Origin of the sequence: Paenibacillus sp. DRB1-1 (assembly GCF_052119485.1) — a bacterium.
In the GTDB taxonomy this organism is placed as follows: Bacteria; Bacillota; Bacilli; order Paenibacillales; family Paenibacillaceae; genus Paenibacillus; species Paenibacillus polymyxa_B.
In genome coordinates this window covers 1,447,271-1,469,166 of record NZ_JBODQH010000001.1, presented here as the reverse complement: position 1 = coordinate 1,469,166, position 21,896 = coordinate 1,447,271, and the positions used below count along the sequence as shown (strand labels likewise).

The window sequence follows — 21,896 nt, the reverse complement described above, 5'->3', positions numbered from 1 at the left end:
TTACAATATGAAATAAGGATTACTGTAAAATATAATTTCTATCTCCTATTTTCATAGATGGGATGTGATCACCATGACAAAAATCCAAGTCACACCGGAGCAGCTGGACAGCGTGGCCTCCCAATTTGCCAATGCCCACGGCACACTGTATAACCAGTTAAACGGCCTGGATAGCACAATGAACCGCCTTCACAGCCAGTGGGATGGGATGGAGAGGAATCGTTTTTATAATGACTATCGTACGGCTAAATATACACTTTCTTCTGTATTAAATAAGGTTCAATCCATTGAAATTGAGCTGAAAAGCATCGCTTCGAAGTTTAGAAATGCGGATGGTGAAAGCACACGTGGCTTCTGGACAGCCCTAGCAGCGGCAATGAACGCTAGCGCAGCGTTGGCAGGCAGTGGAGAGGCTGGAGATGATGGTGGAAAAATTGCCAAGCAGCCCAAAAACATAGACCAATGGGATCAGGCAGACGCGGATAAATATCATCAATATGAGGAGCTACTGAAAAACGCCGAGGCCATCGGCGACAAGCAGGTTATGCAGAAAATTCACGACCAGATGAATGTCCTGCGGCTGCAATATGAGGACTCAGTTCCTCGTACAGATTACAATACAGGAGAGACCTCCAAGATCACGTCCGATTCCCTTGTCGCCGTCACCGAACTGACAGGTAAAGACGGAAGCAAAACGGATATATCTATCGATAAAAAAGGGAATGTTGTGAGTTATGAGCAAAATACGGATAAATACGATTACTGGGTCCAAAAGCATATCCAATCAGCCGGAGAACACGCTCTAGGTAAAACGGCCCAGACCGTCACTGGATATGGAATAGGTCTTATTTTGTCGCGCGGGGCTGGAGTTAGTGGGGCAGGTTCGGGCATCGGTTCTGGCGCAGCCTCCGGGTGGGGGGAACACGTCGTCGGCATTGGCGGCGGCATGCTCAGTGACAAAGTACTCTTCTCTGTACCCGATGAGGGAGAAACCCGTACCATGATCTACCGAACGAATAAAGAAACGGGACATATTGAAAACATGATCATCGTCACCAAAGGTGAGAATGAAATGGAGTATCGCTATTGGGAGGATTATAATTAGGTCTTGAGCTGTGAACGATAATAGCGTGAATAGGAGTATCTATAAAATCTACAGTCTTTTTTTCTGGAACAGGTGAGCGGCAGGTAGAAACTGTAAACTCGCTAGCTGGAGAAGTCTGTAGATTTTTTGGTTTACCAATTTTTTCGGAAAACCGATATATTAGATAGATAGAATACATATCCAAAGAGAAGTGCAAATTAAGTAGAACTAAATTTATAGATGGATAAACCGTGGATTATGGTAAAAGGCACAGTGCTTCTGTTAAATTAGAAGGCTGTGCCTTTCTTTCAACCCTACTATTTCACAGACTTGCAATTGGGGTACCAAATGATGGATGATGGAAGAGAGGGTTTTATGTAGAAAATAGGGCTAAAGATAGAGAGGGTACCAATAATAAATAGATCGGATTTACCGTATTTTTGTATATTATTGTAGAAAAAGATCGTAATTCAGGTTATAGTAAAGGAAGAAATTAACTAGGATACCTTTACCCAAATACGTAATTGTGGAGGGAAACATGAGTACATTTAAAAATTGGTTGAATACAACTAAAAAAGGACTTGGAGACCAAGTTAAGAAGTTTAAGAATAAAGATTTTATGGAAGCTGTTGTTGCAGGCTGTGCATTAGTAGCATTTGCTGACGGTACGATTAGTCCGGAAGAGAAAACAAAAATGGCCGGATACATAAATATCAGTGAAGAATTGAAAGTGTTTGATATGGGTGAGGTTATCAACCGTTTCAATCACTATGTAGCGAACTTTGAATTTTCACCTGAAATCGGTAAACAGGAAGCACTGAAGGCGATTGGTAAATTGAAAGGTAAGCCTGAAGTAGGCCGACTCGTCGTTGGCGTATGTAGCGCTATTGGCGCAGCTGATGGTGACTTTGATGCAAATGAGCAGCGAATTGTGGCTGAGATTTGCGGCGCGCTTGGTTTGAATCCGTCTGAATTTAGTCTGTAAATTTTACGGAAGGGAGGTGTGTTAATCAGTGGCTGTAATTAATCTGGTCAAGGGCCAGAAAATTGATTTGACCAAAGGGAACACAGGACTAACCAAGGTTATAGCCGGATTGGGATGGGACCCAGTACAGTCCAAAGGATTTTTTGGTTTTAAGAAGCAACCGAACATTGATTGTGATGCTTCTGCCATTTTGCTGGACGCAAACGGAAAACTGACTCAGTCAGATAACGTAGTGTGTTTCCACAATAAAAAAAGTCCATGCGGCTCTGTCGTGCATTCTGGTGATAATCTGACCGGACAAGGCGACGGTGATGATGAACAAATTGCGATTGACCTGGCACGTATTCCTGCCAATGTCGACAAAGTGCTTGTTGTTGTGAATATATATGATTGCGTAAACAGGAAACAGGACTTCGGCATGATCGAGAAGGCGTATATCCGCATTCTGGACGGTGCTAATTCCAAGGAGCTGGTGACGTTTAATTTATCTGATAATTATGAAGGGCTGACCGCACTGGTCTGTGGAGAACTCTATCGTCATAACAACGAATGGAAGTTTGCTGCAATCGGTGAAGGAACCCATGCCGTACATATTGATGTGCTGGCTCAGCGTTATATGTAATTTTAGGTTGCTCATACAAAACTTAATGTGAAAAGGGGTTCTTACTCATGGCAATTAACTTATCCAAAGGTCAAAAAATCGATTTGACGAAAACAAATCCAGGTTTGTCCAAAATCACAGTTGGTCTCGGTTGGGACACAAACAAATACGATGGCGGTAAAGATTTTGACCTAGACGTATCCGTATTTTTGGCTAATGCGGAAGGTAAAGTAGAATCCGATAAGAACTTTGTCTTTTTTAATAACCCACAAAATGAGAACGGCTCTGTCGTTCATACAGGGGATAACCGCACAGGTGATGGCGACGGAGATGACGAGCAAATTAAAATTGATCTGGGTAGCGTGCCAGCTAACGTTGAAAAGATCGCTTTTACGATTACAATCTATGAAGCACAAGAACGCAGCCAAAACTTTGGACAAGTGTCCCGTGCTTACGCTCGTATCGTAAACGAAGCAAACAATGAAGAATTGGTCCGCTTTGATCTGGGAGAAGATTTCTCAATCGAAACAGGCGTTGTTGTAGGCGAACTGTATCGTCATAGCGGTGAGTGGAAGTTCAATGCCATTGGTAGCGGCTACCAAGATGGTCTTGCAGGATTGACACGCGATTACGGTTTGGCGTAAAAAATCTATACAAAGAAAGCAGGTATGCGGAATGACCATTAGCCTTTCCAAAGGACAACGTATTGATCTGACCAAAACGAATCCCGGCTTGACTCGTGTCGTTGTAGGTCTTGGATGGGATACGAACAAATACAGTGGTGGCGCGGACTTTGACCTGGATGCTTCGGCTTTCCTACTTTATGAAGACGGTAAAGCCAAAGCTGCGGATGATTTTGTGTTTTACAACAACCCGACAGGCGGAGCAGGATCGGTTACTCATACGGGTGATAACCGCACAGGTGAGGGCGATGGGGATGACGAGCAAATCATCGTTGATTTCTCGAAGATTCCTGCGAACATCCACCGTATCGGGATCACGGTTACCATTTATGATTACGAGGCACGCGCGCAAAACTTTGGTCAAGTGTCCAATGCTTTTGTACGTGTGGTAGATGCGGCAACAGATCGTGAAGTGCTGCGCTACGATTTGGGAGAAGATTTCTCCACCGAAACGGCCGTCGTATTCTGTGAATTTTACCGTCAGAATGCGGACTGGAAATTCCAGGCTATCGGTAGTGGCTTTGCTGGTGGATTGGGTGCGCTTGCTAAAAACTATGGCTTGGACGCTCAATAATATCCACTTGGGGTGGTGTCCATAGGGCGCTACCCTTTCTTTTTAAGCTATTACATTGAGCATTTTGCATAAATCCCAAGAGCATTTTCAAATCAGCAATATATAGATCGAAACGCTTTAGTTCGTCTATATATTGTACTTATGTGCGTTGGGAATCGAATTATGCAAAATGCTACATTAGCGTACGCTGACACATGACAAACGGACAGAAAGGTGACACAATCATGGCTGTTATCGTAGTAAAGGGACAGAAGGCGGATTTGACGAAAACAAATCCGGGCCTGACCCATGTCAACGTAGGGATTGGCTGGGAGTCCCCAGCGTCTCTGGAGCTGGATACTTCAGCATTTTTGCTGGGTCCTGGAGGAAAAGTATCGGGCGATGAGGACTTAATTTTTTATAACAATCCGACCACGCCCTTTATCACCTATTCAGACGGACAACAGTCCGGTGACAAAAAGCAATTTGCCCTTGATCTGACGCGAATTCCTGCAAACATTGAGAAGATTGCGTTTACGCTGACGATTTATGATGCGGATCAGAAACGGCAAAATTTTGGACAGGTTCAAGGTGGGTTCATTCGTTTTGCTCATCCGGTTAGCGGAGAGGTTTTGCGGTTTAATTTGGACAGTGGATTTACAGTGGAAACGGCGATTGTCATTGGGGAACTGTATCGTCATAACGGGGAATGGAAATTCAACGCGATTGGCGCAGGTTTTTCCGGTGGATTGGATGCGTTGTGCGTTAATTTTGGGATTGAAGTGGAAAACAATCCGGCTCCTCCCACGCCAGTGCCTACACCTCCGTCTCCAGCGCCTCGACCAGCACCAACGCCGCCACCAGTACCACCTGCTCCGAAGCCAGAGCCATCTGCAACACCGGTGAATCTGAATCTGCGGAAAATTGAGCTGAAGAAGAAGGGCGACACCATCAACCTGAAAAAAGGCTCAGGCGGATTGGGTGAAATCCTGATCAATCTAAACTGGAATCAGGTCCAGCAAAGCAAAGGCTTTTTCAATCGCGGTTCCAAGGGTGTCGATCTGGATCTGGGCTGCTTGTATGAGATGAAGAACGGAGATAAAGGCGTTGTGCAGGCGCTCGGGGAAGTTTTCGGTTCTCTAAATCGCTTCCCGTATATTGCTCTGGATGGCGACGACCGTACAGGCTCTGTGAAAACAGGAGAAAATCTTCGCATTAATGGTGCTAAAATTTCTGAAATTAAGCGAATTTTGGTATTTACCTTCATCTATGAAGGAGTCACGAACTGGTCACAAGCGGACGGGGTAGTCACGCTGTACCAGAAGGATGGGCCGGACATTATCGTTCACATGAATGAACATGACAATCGCAAAGGGATGTGTGCGATTGCCATGATCCAAAATGTAAACGATGAAACGTTCAGCATTGAAAGACTCGTGCAGTTCTATGGCGGTCATCGTGAGTTGGATCGGGCCTATAACTGGGGCATGCGCTGGTCGCAGGGTAGCAAATAAATTGAATTATCGGAGGCACTCTTTTCATGTTGAATGATTTGTTTAAAAATATCAGCGAAAACTATGGCCATTTCTTTTCATGGAGTGATGTTGTAGCTACGCTTACTGATCCAGTGAGTTGGGGGATTATAGGAACTCTCATTTTGCTGGAAGGACTTTTATCGGCGGATAACGCCTTGGTTCTCGCAGTTATGGTTAAACACTTACCCAAGGAACAACAGAAGAGAGCCTTATTTTACGGGATTTTGGGTGCGTATATATTCAGGTTCCTGGCTATCGGCTTGGGTACATTCCTGATTAAGTTCACACTGATTAAGGTACTGGGTGCGGCTTATCTGCTCTATATCGCTTATAAGGGCTTATTCAAGTCCGAAGGTGATGGAGAAGTGAAAAACAAACCTACTTCTTTTTGGAAAACCGTATTAATGGTCGAACTGATGGATATTGCCTTCAGTATTGACAGCGTCATTGCCGCTTTCGGTGTGAGCGAGAAAGTATGGGTTCTGTTCCTGGGTGGTATTCTCGGCGTTCTGATGATGCGTGGTGTTGCTCAAGTGTTCCTCAAGCTCATTGATAAATTTCCGGAACTGGAACAGACAGCCTTTATTATGATCGCCATTATCGGGGGTAAAATGCTGGCTGCTGCTTTTGGCTTTCATATGTCGCAGATTTTATTCTTCGGCATTTTGATTGCTGTCTTTGTAGGCACAATGGTTATCAGCTCGGCGAAAAGAAAGAAAAAGGCCGACAAAGAGGCTTAATGTACAAAGTATAGCGAAATCCCTCCTGAAACTAAGGGGGGATTTCTTTTATACCCGAAGCACAGGGCTTCAGTCAGGCAAGAAAGAGCAAGAGGAGGGGAAGGGCCCTGAAATATTTTAATGATTTAACCTCTGAGGAAGTAGAAGCGATCTTTTATACTCCACCGTTGGAGTTTCATAACCGTTCTCCCAAAAGTATATTGGCTTATGCAATAGGAGCAGCTTTGTACATGCCTGCTACCCGCTCGGAGGTAGCGGAAGAGATCAAAAATGGAAAACATGAAGGACTAACAACGGTCATTTTGGATTTGGAGGATGCTATAGGGGATCACCAGGTCGGACAGGCAGAACAATCGCTGGCACAGCAGCTGCTTCAACTACTATCCTATGTACGGACGGGGATGATGAGTGAACAGCAATTACCTTTGTTATTTGTGCGTGTGCGCTCTGTGGAGCAGTTGGAACGACTGCTGAACGGTTTGGGAGAATCTTTGTCACTGCTCACGGGCTTTGTCTTACCCAAGTTCTCTTCTGATAATGGACGGGCGTATTTTGCACTCATTGCTGAATATAACCGGAATATGCATACAGGGGCAGGAAACGCAAGAGACATGCCTGTGCTGTACGGATTACCGATTCTTGAAAGCTCCAAAATTATTTATCGGGAAACCCGCTGGAAAGAGCTGCTGTCGATTAAGGAAATTTTAGATGAGTACCAGGAATATGTGCTGAATGTACGAATTGGGGCAACCGATTTCTCCAGTCTATATGGCTTGAGACGCAGCCCGGATATTACGATTTATGAAATTGCCGTCATTCGGGATTGCATCGCAGATATTATTAACTTGTTTGGACGTGTGGGCTCAAATTATGTCATTTCCGGTCCTGTATGGGAATATTTCTCTCACCGAGAACGTGTCTTTAAACCTCAATTAAGAGTGTCTCCTTTCGAAGATGCACTTGGAAAGCCGGGACGACACTTGCGGATGGACTTCATCTCAGATGCCGTAGACGGACTGATTCGAGAAGTCATGATGGACAAAGAGAATGGGATTATTGGCAAAACAATTATTCATCCCTCCCATATTAAACCGGTACAAGCCATGTATGCGGTGACACATGAAGAGTATATGGATGCACTTGAAATTGTTGAGCGTAACGACGGTAGTCTGGGTGTATTCAAAAGTACCTATGCCAACAAAATGAATGAAATTAAGCCGCATTTGAATTGGGCTCATCGTATTATCAATAGATCAAAAGTATACGGGGTGTTACATGAACAACAACATTTTGTCAGTCTCTTACCCAACCACGAAAACACATCTGCTGCCAATTCTGGAGCAGTTCAGCGTTAAAATTACGGAGACACATAATCCATTCCGCCTTCCTGTGGACAAGCTGTTTGCAATGGCGGCACGGGTCAATAAAAAGCGTTCGTTTTTGTTTGTCAGCAAGGTGCTGGGTAAGCATATTCCGGTAAACCCATACACTTCTCTGCTCAGTGGTGGGGCGCTGGCGATTCTACTATATAAGGAGCTTGTCCCGCAGGCAGGACAACAAATGGATGAACTGATTGGAGAGGCCGTGAGAGGACTTCTTGACCCGGACTATGCGAAAGAGGCCTACCGAAAGCTGATGGATGAACGTTTAGCTTTTGCTTTTACGGAGCCGATCAAGTTTGTTGGTTTTGCCGAGACGGCTACAGCACTGGGACACAGCATGTATCGGTTGTTTGACGACGGAGCCTCGTATATTCATACGACGCGCGAGGATATTCCGGGCCTTCGGCCTATTATTCGGTTTGAAGAAGAGCATTCGCACGCTGTTGATCATCGTTGCTATGCACTGGATGAAGATGTTTTTGCAGGAGATGGCCCGATTGTGCTGGTAGATGATGAAATTACGACGGGAAAAACAACGCTTAATATCATACGGGATATTCAGGAGCATTTTCCGCGTAAACAGTATGTGATTGCTTCGTTACTGGATTGGCGGACAGACAGCGACGAGCAGGCTTTCACTGATCTGGAGGCAGAGCTAGGCATTACGATTACGCCTTTAAGCTTGCTCAAAGGGAAGATTGAGGTACAGGGAGTACCGATACTGGATCACGCAGAATATGCTGCACAGGCCTTGTACCCAGAACATGCAGCCACTAGCATGGCAGAGGTTAATAAATACGCTTCTGGAATAATTGACCACCGTTTTGAAAAGGATGCTTCCGGTTTTGAGCGGGTAGTACACAGCTCCATGTCAACGGACGGGTACGCCAATACAGCTCCTTATCTAAAATATACAGGCCGTTTTGGTCTACAATCCGCTGATAATTCAGCGTTGGATGCAGAAATCACGCGTACAGCTAAACGACTGAACCAACTTCGTTCTGGGCAACGCACGCTGGTTATGGGCACGGGGGAATTCATGTACATTCCAATGCGGATTGCAGCAGAGTTAGGTCCGAATGTGTATTTTCAATCGACGACACGCAGCCCGGTGTATCCCCACCGCGAAGAAGGGTATGGAGTCGCCTGTGGTGTGACATATCCATCACCTGAGGACAGTACGATACGCAATTTTATTTATAATGTAGACCCCGGTCAGTATGACGAAATATTCGTTTTGATGGAAAGGGAATCGGACCCAGAGCGGATGAACCCCATGCTGGAGGCTTTGACCCGTCTGGGCTGCGATAAAGTGCATGTCGTTTATTTTAACGGTTTAACTAGACAGGAGAGTAAAGGAGCGCGGATATGAAGCAAGCACTCATGGAGCAAATACAGCAGAAGAACATTCATCCGCCCGAACCGCTGGGCAGTTATCCTGCCTCGGATGTCACTTTTTTATTGAAGGATTTGAGCCGGGTTACGTTGGAAAAAGGGACGGAGGATCGTGAAGAGGCGATTCAGTCGGGAGTCCATTATTCAGAAATGCTGCCAGTGGAATACGAGCCGACAGCAGAGTATATTGCATTGTTTCACGAAACGCTTGCCCAATCTGCCAAAAAGGTTGCATTAGCGGCAGCTTCTGTGGCTGAGATGATTGTGAGAAAAAGAGGCCTGAACACGGCGATTGTTTCTCTTGCCAGAGCAGGGACGCCCATTGGTATCCTGATCAAGCGTTATATTGACTGGAAGTATGGCGTATCCTTGCCGCATTACAGCATTTCTATTATTCGTGGCAAAGGCATTGACCGGAATGCGATTTTATACATCTTACAGCAGCACGGACTGGAGATTGAACTTCAGTTTGTCGATGGCTGGACGGGGAAAGGGGCGATTCGGCAGGTATTGATTGAGGCCTGTCGTGAGATGAACGCGGATTACGGTTTGCGTCTAAATGATGATCTGGCGGTGCTGGCCGATCCGGGCAGATGTTCGGAATCCTTTGGTACACGAGAAGATTATTTAATTCCAAGTGCTTGTCTGAATTCGACTGTATCAGGTTTGATGAGTCGGACGGTATTACGCGACGATCTCATAGGCCCTGACGATTTCCATGGGGCCAAATTTTATGAATCCTGGCGGTCAGTGGATCAGTCCAATACGTTTGTGGATACGGTATCCGGGTACTTTCAAGACGTGGCTGAAACGGCAGTTGTATATGCTGAACAAATGACATTGAATCCGCCTGCGGTGACATGGCAGGGCTTACGGGATATTGAGGCGATTCAGCAGGCATTTGGTATTCGGGATATCAATCTGGTCAAGCCCGGAGTGGGGGAGACGACTCGTGTACTGCTGCGCAGAGTGCCGTGGAAAATTCTGATTGACCGCGAAGATAATCCGAATCTCCAGCATATTATGCTGCTGGCAAAGGATCGTGGAGTGCCTGTAGAGGTATTTGAAGGATTGACTTATTCCTGCTGCGGAATTATCAAGCCGCTCAAGGGGGGACAAGAATGATCTACGCAAGTGATCTGGATCAGACACTGATTTACTCCAAACGTTCGCTTGGTGTACCTCTGGAGTCCTCTGGTCTGTTGCCTGCGGAACAGATAGACGGGGCGACGTCGGCTTTTATTTCTGAACGAGCCCTGCAATTGCTAAGTACACTGCCTGAAGATGTGATGTTTATGCCCGTGACGACTCGGACGATAGAACAGTATAGACGAATCACTGTATTTCAGACGGAGTTGGTTCCCGCATATGCCGTGACGAGTAATGGTGGAAACATCATCGTCGGAGGCGAGGTGGATCGAGAGTGGAATCGGCGTATTCATGAACAAGTACGCCGTGATGGTGCTCATGCGGAAGAAGCACGTCAGGTGTTCGGACAGGTGCTGCATGAAGACTGGGTGGTAAACGAGCGCTTTTGCGACGAGTTATTCTATGCTTTCGTGATTGAACGGGATCGTATGCCGCTGGAACAGGTGCTGGAGAAGGCGCGAATCATGCGTGAAATGGGCTGGGAGGTATCCATTCAAGGTCGTAAGATATATCTGGTGCCTGCGGCGGTGAATAAACAGGCAGCCGTGGAGCATATCCGTAATCTCACGAATGGTGGGGCTGTGGTTGCGTCCGGTGACTCTTTGCTGGACCGTTGTCTGCTGGACTATGCCGATTACGCGATTGCTCCCCGTCATGGTGAATTGTATCGGGAACAGCTGCGGGATAAGCTGGAGGTCAATTACCGTTTTACAGAAGTGTCGGGGGTTTATGCAGCGGACGAAATCATGGCGTATGTTCATGAAATACACCGGATTGTGTTCGCAGCTCAAACTTCATTTTCAGAATAGATAGGGGACGTGGCTCTGTGAAGAAGGTTAAGGTGTATTTTAACCGCTGGTTTTCAGTGGCGTATCATTATATGAATGCTATTCGTAACAATGAGGACGGTATTCCGTTCGAGATCTATGCAACACACTCAGATCCGCAGCACATGGCGCTACAGGCCAGTGATGTGGCTGAAGTAGAGCCTCGCACCAGTGGTGTGGAGTACGCACAATTTTGCGCTGATTTTTGCAAGCGGCACGGAATTGATGTCTTTATCCCACGGTGGAATATGCTCGATATTAGCAAGCATCTTTATTTGTTCGATGATATTGGGACAAAAGTGATGGTATGCCAAGATACCGAACTGCTGGAGCAACTGATGGAAAAGGATTTGTTTTATGAATCCATTCGTCAAAAGGAAATTGTCACGATTCCCGATTATGCCATTGCCAGCAATGCCGAGCAGTTTAAACAGGCATATGAGTCGTTAATAGCACTTGGACATAAGGTATGCTTCAAGCCATGTAATGCAGAAGGCGGAATGGGCTTTCGTATCATCGACAATGAACGTAATCCGCTGGAGGAACTGTTCGGCCATGCGCTGAATCATATTTCGTTCGAGGAAGCACACCGCGTATTGTCATCCACAGAATCATTTCCCAATCTGATGGTGATGGAGTTGCTGGAGGGATACGAATACAGTATTGACTGCCTGGCTGACCGGAACGGAAAGCTGCTAGCGGCGGTGCCGCGTAGGAAGGCAGGAGGACGATTACGGCTGCTGGAGCAGCATCCCGAGCTGTTGGAGGTGGCACATAAGGTCGCTGAGGCGTATCACATTCCGTACAATTATAACATTCAGGTAAAATATAACGGCGAGCATGCCAAGCTGCTAGAGATCAATCCGCGGATGTCCGGAGGACTTCATGTATCATGTTTGTCTGGTATCAATTTTCCTTATCTAGCAGTGAAATCGGCTTTGGGTCATGAGATAGGTTCACTTCATCCGCAATACGACATTTTAGCCAGTCATATCGAGCAGCCAATCACCATACGTAAATCCGTACATTGACACACACAAATATTGTTTTCTACAATATGGTAAGGGTTTACGTCAGGAGGTACAAGCTATGACGTCAAAAATGTGGGGTGCCACGATTGCTGTGGTTAGCTATCTGATTGCGCTTTTACTAAGTTTTTGGTTGCCACTGTTTGTGTGTTTGGCGATTCCGATCATTGGTTTGGGAGGATACAGTGCCATCATGGCTATTCGTCATCCTCGCCCCAATCTGACCGGTTCCGTGATTCCGGTGGTGCAGGAGCAGGTCGCTGAGACACATCAGCATGAAAAGGAAGCTGCCGTTCGACCGGAGTCTATGACAGGACAAGTACGTCAACCAGTTCAGGTGAGCAGTGAATTTGCTCAGGTGATGGAGTATTTGGAGGTACTGGAGGATATGGTGATCTCCGAGGGACAGAAGGATGCGCTTGATAACGAGATTGTCGAGAAGGCGCTGGCTCTATTTGCACGTTTGCAGCGGGTCATTCCACTTTTGCATGAACTGAACAACAGCGAAGTGAATCACACGGTTCGGAGATTGATTTTGAAGGATTTGAACGGACTGATTAATCCGTTTCTTCGGCTCAGCGGCGATGCGAAACGGACCAACCGGAGGACGTTATTAAACGGATTACGGGATGTGGACAGCAAAATATCTGTAATTGTATCTACGGTGGAGCATAAGGATCTGTTGGAATTACAGAGCAAAGCGGAGCTTATTCACCAGCGATATAGCAGTTCCGAATTGTAGGCGATTTTTTGAAAAAATAAAAAAGTAGCAGTATAGCTGCTCTGAATAACAACGATTAGCCTTGGGTAACAGTTGTTTTCAGAATAGGAGGTAGCGTATGGCGACCCCATGGGCTGAATTGAAAAAAGAAGATGAACAAAAGGTGACTGAGGAGGCTTCACAGCTGATTCAGAAGGTATCACAAAGCGATGTCATGAGCTTGGATACCTTAATGGATGATATCGGTAAGCTGGGGGTTAAGACGCAGGAACGTGCGGGGCAGACCCTTAAAATGCTGGATCGTCCGGTAAACGACCTCATGTCCGGTGATCGGGCTGAGGTATCCAATATGATCTTAAAGCTGCGTGATGAATGCGAAACGCTCCAGCAGAGCAAAAATGTGAGTTTTTTTGGCAAGCTTCTGCGTAAAAGCTCGTTAAAAAACTACATTTACAAGTATCAGTCGGTGAAGACGAACATCGAGAAAATCATTACTGCCTTGAGAGATGGTAAGGATAATCTGGAAGAAAACATCGTCAGCATGAGACAGTTGAAGAAGGCTTCCATTGAAGAAATCTACAATTTACAGACGAAGATTGCCTTTGGTAATCGCTTGAAAGAACTGTTTGAGACTGAGATTGCCAAGCCGGAAAATGAAAACCGTAAGCCTCATCTGGAGCGGGGGTTGCGCAAGGTGGTTACTCGTACACAGTCGATGACAGAAATGATTTTGTTATATAATCAGGCGATTGCAGCAACAGATATTATTAATGATAACAATGATAAACTGATTGATTCTGTAAATAATGCGATTGATAAAACATCGAATCTGATTACTGTATCGGCTATGATCGCGATGGCGCTGGCGGATCAGGATAAAATCATTTCAGCCGTCGATGCAACCAACCGTACCATTGAAGATCAATTCAAGGAAAATGCGAAGCTTCTCAAAACGACGACCGAGAGAACAACAGATCTGCTTAGCAAGCCTTCTATGTCACTGGAGGCTGTGAATCAGGCGATTGGTGATTTGGTATCTGCTTTGGATCTGTCTGAAAAATCGAATCGCCAAATTATTGAAAGCTGCCATGATTACACAAGTAAAATGACAGCAATCAATGCCAACCTTAGCCAACGCTTGGGGATCGAAGGGAAAGGACCATCCAAAACGCTGAAGGATAGCAATTCTTCTGAGGGTCTAAGCTCGTTTTTGAACTGATGACAATTTAGAATAATAGGACCTAATCTATTAAAAAGACGCCGGATGACTCCAAAAGGCGTCTTTTTTTGGTTTGGCAGCAGCTAATAAAGGACATGATGAACATACATAGCACTCTCGTGCATAAACTCTTAAAAAGCGAATGACAAAAGGAGAGAGCGAGCGTATGATGTCCTTTATTTTAGGGTGTGTGATTGTCTATTTACTTGTGGCTGCCAGCAGCGAAAAAGCAGATTCAATTGCAGAGTTAAATGATTCTGTGAAATAAAATTCTTTATTGAAAATCATGCATTTTCTGATAGGATAGAGTTAAATATTGGAATCCCAAAGGAGAATGCATGCTGGAATTTTCATTTGAAATCATCGACGAATCGAAAATCAACATTGTATATCAGTATGGAAGCAGCAACTTCAATTTTAATTTATTTTTTAACTACGGTGTGTGGACGCTGCATCCTTTTGACGGGATTCTGCTGCAGAACAAGGAAATGTGCCGTCTGATCGTTACGGATCTGTTTAAGAACAAAGATTTTCATGTCATGCTGGCGCGCGAAAATATTTTATTGTCAACCTTGCGCACCTCTATTGATCTCAATCCCGAAACTCGGGGAGAGCGATATCAGGAGCAAGAGTTTGATGAGCTGTCTGATTTTGCTGAGACACACAGCTTTGAAGAGGTACTGCAAATCGAGCAGGATTCCGTCCGCGAACGTATGGATTTCTTCCAAAACATTATTCAAAAAATGTATATGGAAGGATTCGGCCCGGAAGACAATGACTTTAACAAGGTACAAGCTATTCTTCGCATTTATAAAGCTGCACATGACCAACTCGGAGAATTGAGCGACTTTCCCCTGAGAGGCGACGAACGACGCAGATGGTAGATTTATTGAAACAAAAAAGAGAGAGTCCCACGAACTAGCTCCGCGGAACTCTCTCTTTTTTGTGTACCTGAGCTACAAAATAAGGTAGGCTAAGTGATTTAAACTTGGCCTACCTTTCTCTTACCATTCACACCTCTAAAACGTATGGAAGCTCTACGGCGGGTACCAGCGGAGCGGGCAGAATTGTTCTGAAGAAGCGTGGCGATCGGAAGAACAATCTGCACGCGCAGCGCCCACCAACCGCGAAAAAGCTTTCATATGCCTAACTAACTTATTCCCATTAGTATCATCGAGCAAAGGATAAGCCCCGCCCCGCACCCCGAAGTATATACCTTGAGGTGGCGGAACATGGATGTTTTCCAGGCTGACAGAGATTCATCGGAACGCAAACGCTCATTTTCCTCTCGTAATGCTTTGGATTGACGAATGAACAACTGTCTGATGTCGGTAAATCCCCGCAGGAAGAGGGTTAAAAAACCGCTTTGCAGAACGTGGAAGATTGCACCGATCACCAAGCCCAGCAACCCCAACAGGAATAGCAGATTTGCAGTACCCATGTTTTCACGACCATACAAAAGATGGGGGGTGGCGTACAAAAATCCTAAAGTACCGACAATCAGGGCAGTGATCCCGAAACGTAAAATCATTATTTTTCGACCCGTTTCGCAAAGCGCAGGTCTGGGTTCGAACGAGCATCAAATACGATACCTTGAATCTTAGGACTGATTAATGCGGTGTCCGCAGAGAACTGGATCGGAATAATCGGCAGATCTTCCATTAATACGTCTTCTGCCTGATGGAGCTGTTCAAAGCGTTTTGCCGGATCAAGCTCAAAGGTTGAAGATTCGATCAGTTTGTCATACTCCGGGTTGCTCCAGTTGGTAAAGTTGTTCGAATTTTTGGAAGTATAATGCCCCAATACGCCGAGTGGATCCAGGAAGTTTCCTTCCCAGCCCATACGGGCGATCTGGAAGTTCTTTTGTTTAAAGGTATCAATGTACGTTTTCCATTCCTGATTCTCCAGCGTCACTTCAACACCCAGGTTTGTTTTCAGCATTTCCTGAATCGCTTCAGCTACTTTTTTATGCTTGTCCGAAGTGTTGAATTTAAAGGTGACTGGTGGCAGCTTGGTCAAACCTTCTTCTTTCAGACCTTCGGCCAGCAATTGTTTTGCTTTTGCAGCGTCAAACTCATAGTATTTTTTCGGTGCTTCATCACGGAAGTCCTTGCCGGATGGCGTTGTTGTTCCGTATGGAACATAACCGTAAGCCGGAGTTTCGCCACCTTTGGTTACGCTGGTAGCCAGTGCTTCGCGGTCAATCGCGTAGGAAATGGCCTGTCTGATTTTTTTATTGTCAAACGGCTTTTGTTTTACGTTAAAAGAATAGGTGTACACACTGAAAGATGGATGCGACAGGAATTCCTTGTTGCTCTTTTCCTGATCCAGTGTATCTACGGGAAGGCTCAAAATCAGGTCCAGATCGCCCGTTTTATACATTTGATAATAAGTTGTGGAGTCTTGGACCATTTTAAAGTTAATCGTTGTCATTGTAATGGCATCTTTGTTCCAGAATTGATCGTTTTTCTCCAGCGTAATTTGTTCGTTATGTTTCCATTCCTTAGCTACATACGCACCGTTGCCGACAATTGTGCCCGCTTCTGCTGCCCATTTGTCATTTTTCTCAACAACCGATTGGTTTACTGGCAGATAGGCATGACCCACAGCGATCGTTGGGAAGAAGCTCAGCGGTGATTTCAGCTCAACTACAAGAGTTTTATCATCTTTGGCTGTAACACCCACGTCTTCAATTTTACCTTTGCCTGTGTTGTACGCTTCGGCACCTTTGATGTAGTAGAGGGCAGAAGGATCGTAGGCAGCTGTTTTCGGATTCAGTACCCGTTTCCAGGAGTATTCAAAATCCTTAGCTGTCAGCGTGTTACCATTCGACCATTTTGCACCGTCACGGATAGTAAAGGTGTAGGTTTTGCCGTCAGGAGATACATCTACTTTGCTGGCAGCGCCTTCTACGATTTTACCGGCTTTATCGTATGTATACAGCCCTTCGTACAAGTTATCAATCACAAAGTAGGACGTTGTATCTGATGCGAAAGCAGGGTCTAGCGTATAAGGCTCTCCACCTGCCAGATTGGCAGTAATTTCTTGCGGGATATCTGCTTGAGGCGTAGCGGACGGGTCGTTGCTTGCTGTTTTGTCCGAAGTACCAGAGCATCCAGCCAAAGCCGTTACGGCCAAAAGTAAGATGATCGTCATCCAATGCATTTTTTTCATCGTGGTTTTCCTCCATTACTGTGATTAGTTATGCCAAAAATAAGGTACACCGTACCGGGATTTATTCATCCTCCTTTCCCGCAGGTATGCCGCGTGTGCGCACTTCGATAAAGGAACTTCCGTTTTTCCTGCGATTAGGCGTGAAGCTGCGGATCATGGTGACACCCCTCCTTGTCCAATTTGGATCTCTCTGTTGTTAATGTTGTGAGCGCGGGTCAAGTGCATCCTGAAGCCCGTCTCCAAGTGTATTGAACGCCAGCATGGTGAGCGATATCATCAGCCCGGGGAAGAATAGGCGCCACCATTGACCGCTTAAAATAACGCCAAGTGAATCGTTAGCCATCGTCCCCCAGCTGGCCGAAGGAGACTGAATCCCCAGACCGAGAAAGCTCAGGAACGATTCGGCAAAAATAGCCGACGGAATAGTGAACGTCAAATTTACAATAATGATTGCCGCTACATTTGGTAGCAAATGTCTGAAGATAATACGCGAATGAGATGTCCCCAAGCTACGGGCTGCTAACACATATTCCTGCTGCTTCAGCTGTAAGATTTGCCCACGCACTACACGGGCCATACCGACCCAGCCAGTAATAGATAATGCAATAATCATTGTGAGCAGGCCTGGCTTCATAATGACCAGCAGCAAAATGATGACCAACAGATAAGGAATACTATACAAAATTTCAATAATACGCATAAGAATGCTGTCGATCCGGTCGCCCGTTTTACCGTGCCCAGCACAATAGCCAGCAACACAGCCGACAAGAATGCCAAGCACCAAATCAATGGCAGCAGCGGCAAAGCCGATCATGAGTGAAATTCTAGCTCCGGCCCATGTCCGTGCCCATACGTCCCTCCCTAGATCATCCGTGCCAAACCAGTGCTCTCCCGAAGGAGAAAGATTCGTCTTCAAAAGGGATTGATCACTCGGTGCATAAGGAACCATGGAAGGTCCAACAATCGCCAGCACAATAATAATAATAAGTAGAGAAAGCCCCAACAGAGCAAGCTTGTTGTTAAAAAGTCTGCGTAGCCGATCCCGCCAGGGTGATTCTTTGGGTCTGGTCAACGTGGGGGTGGGGATCTGGCTGCGGTCTACAAGACTAAACAGGCTGTCCTTTTCGACAGTAGGTGCTGCTTTCATGTTAATCTCCTTTGCTGTCTAATTTGATTCGCGGATCGACAAGGCGATAGGATATATCAATTAAAAATAAAGTAACGACCAGAATGGCACTGTAGAAAATGGTCGTCCCCATAATCACTGGATAATCCCGGTTAAAGATACTGTCTACGAAGTATTTACCGATGCCGGGAATGGCGAATATTTTTTCAACGACAAAGGTACCTGTAATAACGGAAGCGAATAGCGGTCCGATAAAGGACAGCACCGGAATCAACGCGTTGCGTAATCCGTGACGAATGACTACTGCCCAAGAGGACAACCCTTTTGCTTTGGCAGTGCGTATATACTCCTCATGCATAACTTCCAACATACTCGTCCGCATAAAGCGGGCGATAACGGCAAGAGGTGAAACAGCGAGAGCTAGCGACGGGAGCACCGTATGCTGCCAGGTTCCCCATGAGGCGACCGGAAGCAGGTGCCATTGGACGGCAACATACTTGATTAACAGCGGTGCCAATATGAAGCTGGGTACGGAAATACCAACAATGGCGATAAACATCGAGATATAATCCAGTGGTCGATTATGGTGCAGAGCAGCTAGTGTTCCGAGCGAAATACCGGCAATAATCGCGACTACGATGGATTGAATACCCAGCAATGCAGAAGGTGGAAAACCTCGGGCGATGAGCATATTGACGTCCGTCGTTTTCGATTGAATAGACGGGCCCATATCCAGCACTAGCAGATTTTTTAGATACAACACATACTGCACAGCGAGCGGCTTGTCTAGATTGTACCTGGCACGCATGTTCTGTAATACCGCTTCCGGGATGGTTTTGGAATCGTTCGAGAATGGATCACCCGGAATGATGTGCATGATGATAAACGTTAAAGTGACGATAATCCACAACGTTATGAACATCGTAAAAAGACGCTTTAAAATGTACATGGGGCTTTATTTCTCCTGTCTATCAAGCTGATTTACATACTATTGCTGCTGAAATTTTAAAATAAATAAAAGTATATAAGAATACTAGGAAATAATAAGACGGTTTAGGTGACATGTCAAGGTAAGGTTTTACATTATAGAACATCGGTCAAATTTTCGTCACAGGTTTTCCATTTATATAAGGCTAAGATTCCGCTTATTCCTCTCGACGAGTATCCTGCGGTGTGTTATGATGATACTCTGATAACGTGTTAACGAGCTAAAGCGTTTGCCACCTGTTCTTGGATACGGGGGTCATCATTGTTGGAGGGGAATAAGATGAGAAAAGCAGCCATGTTTACGATGTTAATTGGATTGATGATGATCGTGTTGGCCGGATGTTCCGGCGGTAAGGATGACAGTAAATTGATTATTGGAATTGATGATAAATTCGCCCCGATGGGCTTTAGAGATGAAAATAACGAGCTGACCGGCTTTGATATTGATTATGCGAAAGCGGCCGGGGAACAAATGGGTAAACAGGTGGAATTTCAGCCGATTGACTGGTCTGCCAAAGAATCCGAGCTGAACAGCGGACGTATTGATCTCATTTGGAATGGATACACCATTACGGATGAGCGCAAGGAAAAAGTGCTGTTTACGAAGCCATATCTGAAAAACAGTCAGGTGATTGTCATTCCGGCTACTTCCAGTCTTTCCAAGCTGGCTGATCTGGCGGGCAAAACGGTCGGACTCCAGACGCTGTCTTCAGCAGCCGATGCATTGGATGCGAATCCGATCAAAAGCAAGTTGAAGCCTGTGTCCGAGTACCCGGATAATGTTCTCGCTTTGACGGACTTGAAAACCGGACGTCTGGATGCGGTTGTCATTGATGAGGTCGTCGCCAAATACTATATGTCGAAGGAACAAGGGACATATAAGCTGCTTGATGAATCATTGGCCCCTGAGGAATACGGCATCGGTGTGAAAAAAGGGAATGAAGAGCTGTTGACGCAGCTGCAATCCGCATTGGATGAGCTGCACAAGAACGGAAAAGCTGCTGAAATTTCGAAAAAGTGGTTTGGTGAAGATAAAGTATTAAATTAATACGTAGTGTATTGAACTAAGGGTTTAGGAGTCGAAGGTTATGAGTATGGAATATATTTTACGAATTATGAAGCCTATGCTTGAAGGGGCACAGATGACGGTTATTTTATTTTTCATCACGCTCATCTTGTCTATTCCATTGGGTTTTATCGTTACTTTACTGGCCAAAAGCCGGATTAAGCCAATCGCCTGGCTGATGCATACGTACATTTATGTTATACGCGGCACGCCGCTATTGCTGCAATTATTGTTCTTTTGTTTTGGTCTGCCGATGCTGCCTGTCATTGGGGAGTATCTGGTAATGGACCGGACAACGGCTGCGGTACTGGCATTTGTACTGAATTATGCGGCTTATTTTGCAGAAATTTTTAGAGGTGGGATGTTGTCGATTGATAAAGGGCAATACGAGGCTTCGCAAGTGCTGGGCTTGAGCAAGTCGCAGACGCTGATTAGAGTCATTGTGCCGCAAATGGTACGGATTGCTTTGCCTGCGGTAACCAATGAGGCGACAACACTGGTAAAAGATACGGCACTACTGTATGCAGTAGCGGTACCAGAACTACTGCATTTTGCCAATACGGCTGTAAACCGTGATTTCTCGATTGTACCTTATGTTGTAGCGGCGGTTATTTATTTGTTGTTAGCTTTGGTGCTGACGCTATTCTTCAGGGCGCTGGAAAAACGTTTTAAATTCGAGTAAAAGGAATGTCGGGATATGAATACTAATGCAATAGAAGTTACCGATTTGAAAAAATCGTTCGGCAAGCTCGACGTTCTGAAAAGAGTGAGCTTTAACGTTAAAGCGGGCGAGGTTGTAGCCGTCATCGGTCCTTCAGGTTCAGGAAAAAGTACCATGCTCCGTAGTTTGGTACACCTGGAAGATGTGACGGGCGGAACGATCCGCATTCATGATAAAGCACTGGTGGAAAACGGCCAGTACGCTCCGGCAGGTGACATTAAGGGCATTACCACCGGGATGGGCATGGTGTTCCAGCATTTTAATTTGTTCCCTCACTTGACGGTGCAGGATAATCTGGAGCTGGCTCCGAAGCTGGTGAAAAAGGTGAGCAAGGCTGAACTGCGTCGCCAAAGCGCTGAGTTGCTGGCTAAAGTCGGATTGGCAGATAAAGCAGATGCGTATCCATCCCGACTGTCGGGGGGACAGAAGCAGCGTGTGGCGATTGCCCGGGCAATGATGATGAACCCTGATATTTTACTGTTCGACGAGCCGACCTCGGCCCTTGATCCCGAGCTGACGGGTGAGGTGCTGCGAGTTATCAAAAAGCTGGCTGAGGAACATATGACGATGGTCATCGTGACCCACGAGATGAATTTTGCGAGAGATGTGGCGGATCGTGTCATTTTTATGGATAATGGAGAAATCGCGGAATCCGGTACACCAGAGCAGATTTTTGGAAATCCGCAGCTGGAGCGGACGAAGGTATTTTTGAATCGGGTGGAGGCTTAAAAAAATAGTTGCTTGTTAGAGTGTGTGTCGGGGAGGCCCTGCGCGTGCAGATTGTTCTTTCGAACGCACATGCTTCTTCAGAACAATTCTGCCCGCTCCGCTCACCGACAACCTGTGCTGCAACAAGTTTTTAAGCAGGAAGTGTGGGAGAAGAATAAAAGCAAGGGAGATGGCAAGCGCCATCTCCTTTT

22 protein-coding genes are annotated in these 21,896 nt (G+C 45.8%); 18 read left to right on the top strand and 4 right to left on the bottom strand.

What is annotated here, in order from left to right; translation table 11 throughout:
- Positions 1-73 precede the first annotated feature (73 nt).
- From ACQW03_RS06420 to ACQW03_RS06350, 15 genes are all read left to right on the top strand, one after another.
- A complete protein-coding gene (locus ACQW03_RS06420) occupies positions 74-1,105 on the top strand; it encodes a WXG100 family type VII secretion target (protein ID WP_441948814.1) in 1,032 nt (343 codons plus the stop codon).
- A 517-nt stretch (positions 1,106-1,622) separates the two neighbouring features.
- Positions 1,623-2,069, top strand: a complete 447-nt coding sequence (locus tag ACQW03_RS06415; protein WP_013369616.1) for a tellurite resistance TerB family protein — start codon at positions 1,623-1,625, stop codon at positions 2,067-2,069.
- Between the two features lie 28 nt (positions 2,070-2,097).
- Positions 2,098-2,691, top strand: coding sequence for a TerD family protein (locus ACQW03_RS06410; RefSeq protein WP_013308969.1), 594 nt, complete (start codon positions 2,098-2,100; stop codon positions 2,689-2,691).
- Between the two features lie 47 nt (positions 2,692-2,738).
- Positions 2,739-3,314, top strand: a complete 576-nt coding sequence (locus ACQW03_RS06405) for a TerD family protein (RefSeq protein WP_013308970.1) — start codon at positions 2,739-2,741, stop codon at positions 3,312-3,314.
- A gap of 31 nt (positions 3,315-3,345) precedes the next feature.
- Entirely contained in the window at positions 3,346-3,927 is a 582-nt protein-coding gene (locus ACQW03_RS06400) for a TerD family protein (RefSeq protein WP_023987194.1), read from the top strand.
- Positions 3,928-4,151: 224 nt separating this feature from the next.
- The gene (locus ACQW03_RS06395) at positions 4,152-5,420 is read left to right on the top strand and encodes a TerD family protein (protein ID WP_029517566.1); all 1,269 of its coding nucleotides are present in this window, start codon (positions 4,152-4,154) and stop codon (positions 5,418-5,420) included.
- A 26-nt stretch (positions 5,421-5,446) separates the two neighbouring features.
- The gene (locus ACQW03_RS06390) at positions 5,447-6,181 is read left to right on the top strand and encodes a TerC family protein (RefSeq protein ID WP_076293392.1); all 735 of its coding nucleotides are present in this window, start codon (positions 5,447-5,449) and stop codon (positions 6,179-6,181) included.
- Between the two features lie 167 nt (positions 6,182-6,348).
- Positions 6,349-7,536, top strand: coding sequence for an HpcH/HpaI aldolase/citrate lyase family protein (locus tag ACQW03_RS06385; RefSeq protein WP_441948810.1), 1,188 nt, complete (start codon positions 6,349-6,351; stop codon positions 7,534-7,536).
- Positions 7,537-7,588: 52 nt separating this feature from the next.
- Positions 7,589-8,935, top strand: coding sequence for a phosphoribosyltransferase family protein (locus ACQW03_RS06380; RefSeq protein WP_441952320.1), 1,347 nt, complete (start codon positions 7,589-7,591; stop codon positions 8,933-8,935).
- Entirely contained in the window at positions 8,932-10,083 is a 1,152-nt protein-coding gene (locus tag ACQW03_RS06375; protein ID WP_441948808.1) for a cysteine protease StiP family protein, read from the top strand. The genes ACQW03_RS06380 and ACQW03_RS06375 overlap by 4 nt, the downstream gene beginning before the upstream one ends.
- The gene (locus ACQW03_RS06370) at positions 10,080-10,916 is read left to right on the top strand and encodes an HAD family hydrolase (RefSeq protein ID WP_441948806.1); all 837 of its coding nucleotides are present in this window, start codon (positions 10,080-10,082) and stop codon (positions 10,914-10,916) included. The genes ACQW03_RS06375 and ACQW03_RS06370 overlap by 4 nt, the downstream gene beginning before the upstream one ends.
- A gap of 17 nt (positions 10,917-10,933) precedes the next feature.
- Entirely contained in the window at positions 10,934-11,965 is a 1,032-nt protein-coding gene (locus ACQW03_RS06365; protein ID WP_441948804.1) for an ATP-grasp domain-containing protein, read from the top strand.
- A 58-nt stretch (positions 11,966-12,023) separates the two neighbouring features.
- Positions 12,024-12,704 carry a hypothetical protein gene (locus ACQW03_RS06360; RefSeq protein WP_071639727.1) on the top strand — a complete coding sequence of 227 codons (681 nt, stop codon included), beginning with the start codon at positions 12,024-12,026 and terminating at the stop codon, positions 12,702-12,704.
- Positions 12,705-12,801: 97 nt separating this feature from the next.
- A complete protein-coding gene (locus ACQW03_RS06355) occupies positions 12,802-13,902 on the top strand; it encodes a toxic anion resistance protein (RefSeq protein WP_441948801.1) in 1,101 nt (366 codons plus the stop codon).
- A gap of 338 nt (positions 13,903-14,240) precedes the next feature.
- Positions 14,241-14,786 (top strand): hypothetical protein, encoded by a 546-nt coding sequence (locus tag ACQW03_RS06350; RefSeq protein ID WP_023987205.1) that lies wholly within the window; start codon positions 14,241-14,243, stop codon positions 14,784-14,786.
- Between the two features lie 266 nt (positions 14,787-15,052).
- Here ACQW03_RS06350 and ACQW03_RS06345 read toward each other — a convergent pair whose 3' ends face one another.
- The 4 genes from ACQW03_RS06345 to ACQW03_RS06330 all read right to left on the bottom strand — a co-directional run bounded on the left by ACQW03_RS06345 (position 15,053) and on the right by ACQW03_RS06330 (position 19,151).
- Positions 15,053-15,433, bottom strand: a complete 381-nt coding sequence (locus ACQW03_RS06345; protein WP_220030821.1) for a DUF3899 domain-containing protein — start codon at positions 15,431-15,433, stop codon at positions 15,053-15,055.
- Positions 15,433-17,076, bottom strand: coding sequence for a peptide ABC transporter substrate-binding protein (locus tag ACQW03_RS06340; protein WP_441948798.1), 1,644 nt, complete (start codon positions 17,074-17,076; stop codon positions 15,433-15,435). The genes ACQW03_RS06345 and ACQW03_RS06340 overlap by 1 nt, the downstream gene beginning before the upstream one ends.
- Positions 17,077-17,272: 196 nt before the next feature.
- Complete coding sequence (locus ACQW03_RS06335; RefSeq protein WP_076293398.1) at positions 17,273-18,223, bottom strand: ABC transporter permease; 951 nt, start codon at positions 18,221-18,223, stop codon at positions 17,273-17,275.
- Between the two features lies 1 nt (position 18,224).
- Entirely contained in the window at positions 18,225-19,151 is a 927-nt protein-coding gene (locus ACQW03_RS06330) for an ABC transporter permease (protein ID WP_023987210.1), read from the bottom strand.
- Positions 19,152-19,469: 318 nt separating this feature from the next.
- On the opposite strand from ACQW03_RS06330, the gene ACQW03_RS06325 reads away from it, so the two are divergent.
- From ACQW03_RS06325 to ACQW03_RS06315, 3 genes are read left to right on the top strand one after another with little or no spacing between them, the layout of a single operon-like run.
- A complete protein-coding gene (locus ACQW03_RS06325; protein WP_071639730.1) occupies positions 19,470-20,237 on the top strand; it encodes an amino acid ABC transporter substrate-binding protein in 768 nt (255 codons plus the stop codon).
- A gap of 40 nt (positions 20,238-20,277) precedes the next feature.
- Positions 20,278-20,937 carry an amino acid ABC transporter permease gene (locus tag ACQW03_RS06320; protein ID WP_013308988.1) on the top strand — a complete coding sequence of 220 codons (660 nt, stop codon included), beginning with the start codon at positions 20,278-20,280 and terminating at the stop codon, positions 20,935-20,937.
- Positions 20,938-20,952: 15 nt separating this feature from the next.
- Complete coding sequence (locus ACQW03_RS06315; RefSeq protein WP_025683111.1) at positions 20,953-21,705, top strand: amino acid ABC transporter ATP-binding protein; 753 nt, start codon at positions 20,953-20,955, stop codon at positions 21,703-21,705.
- Positions 21,706-21,896: the final 191 nt, after the last annotated feature.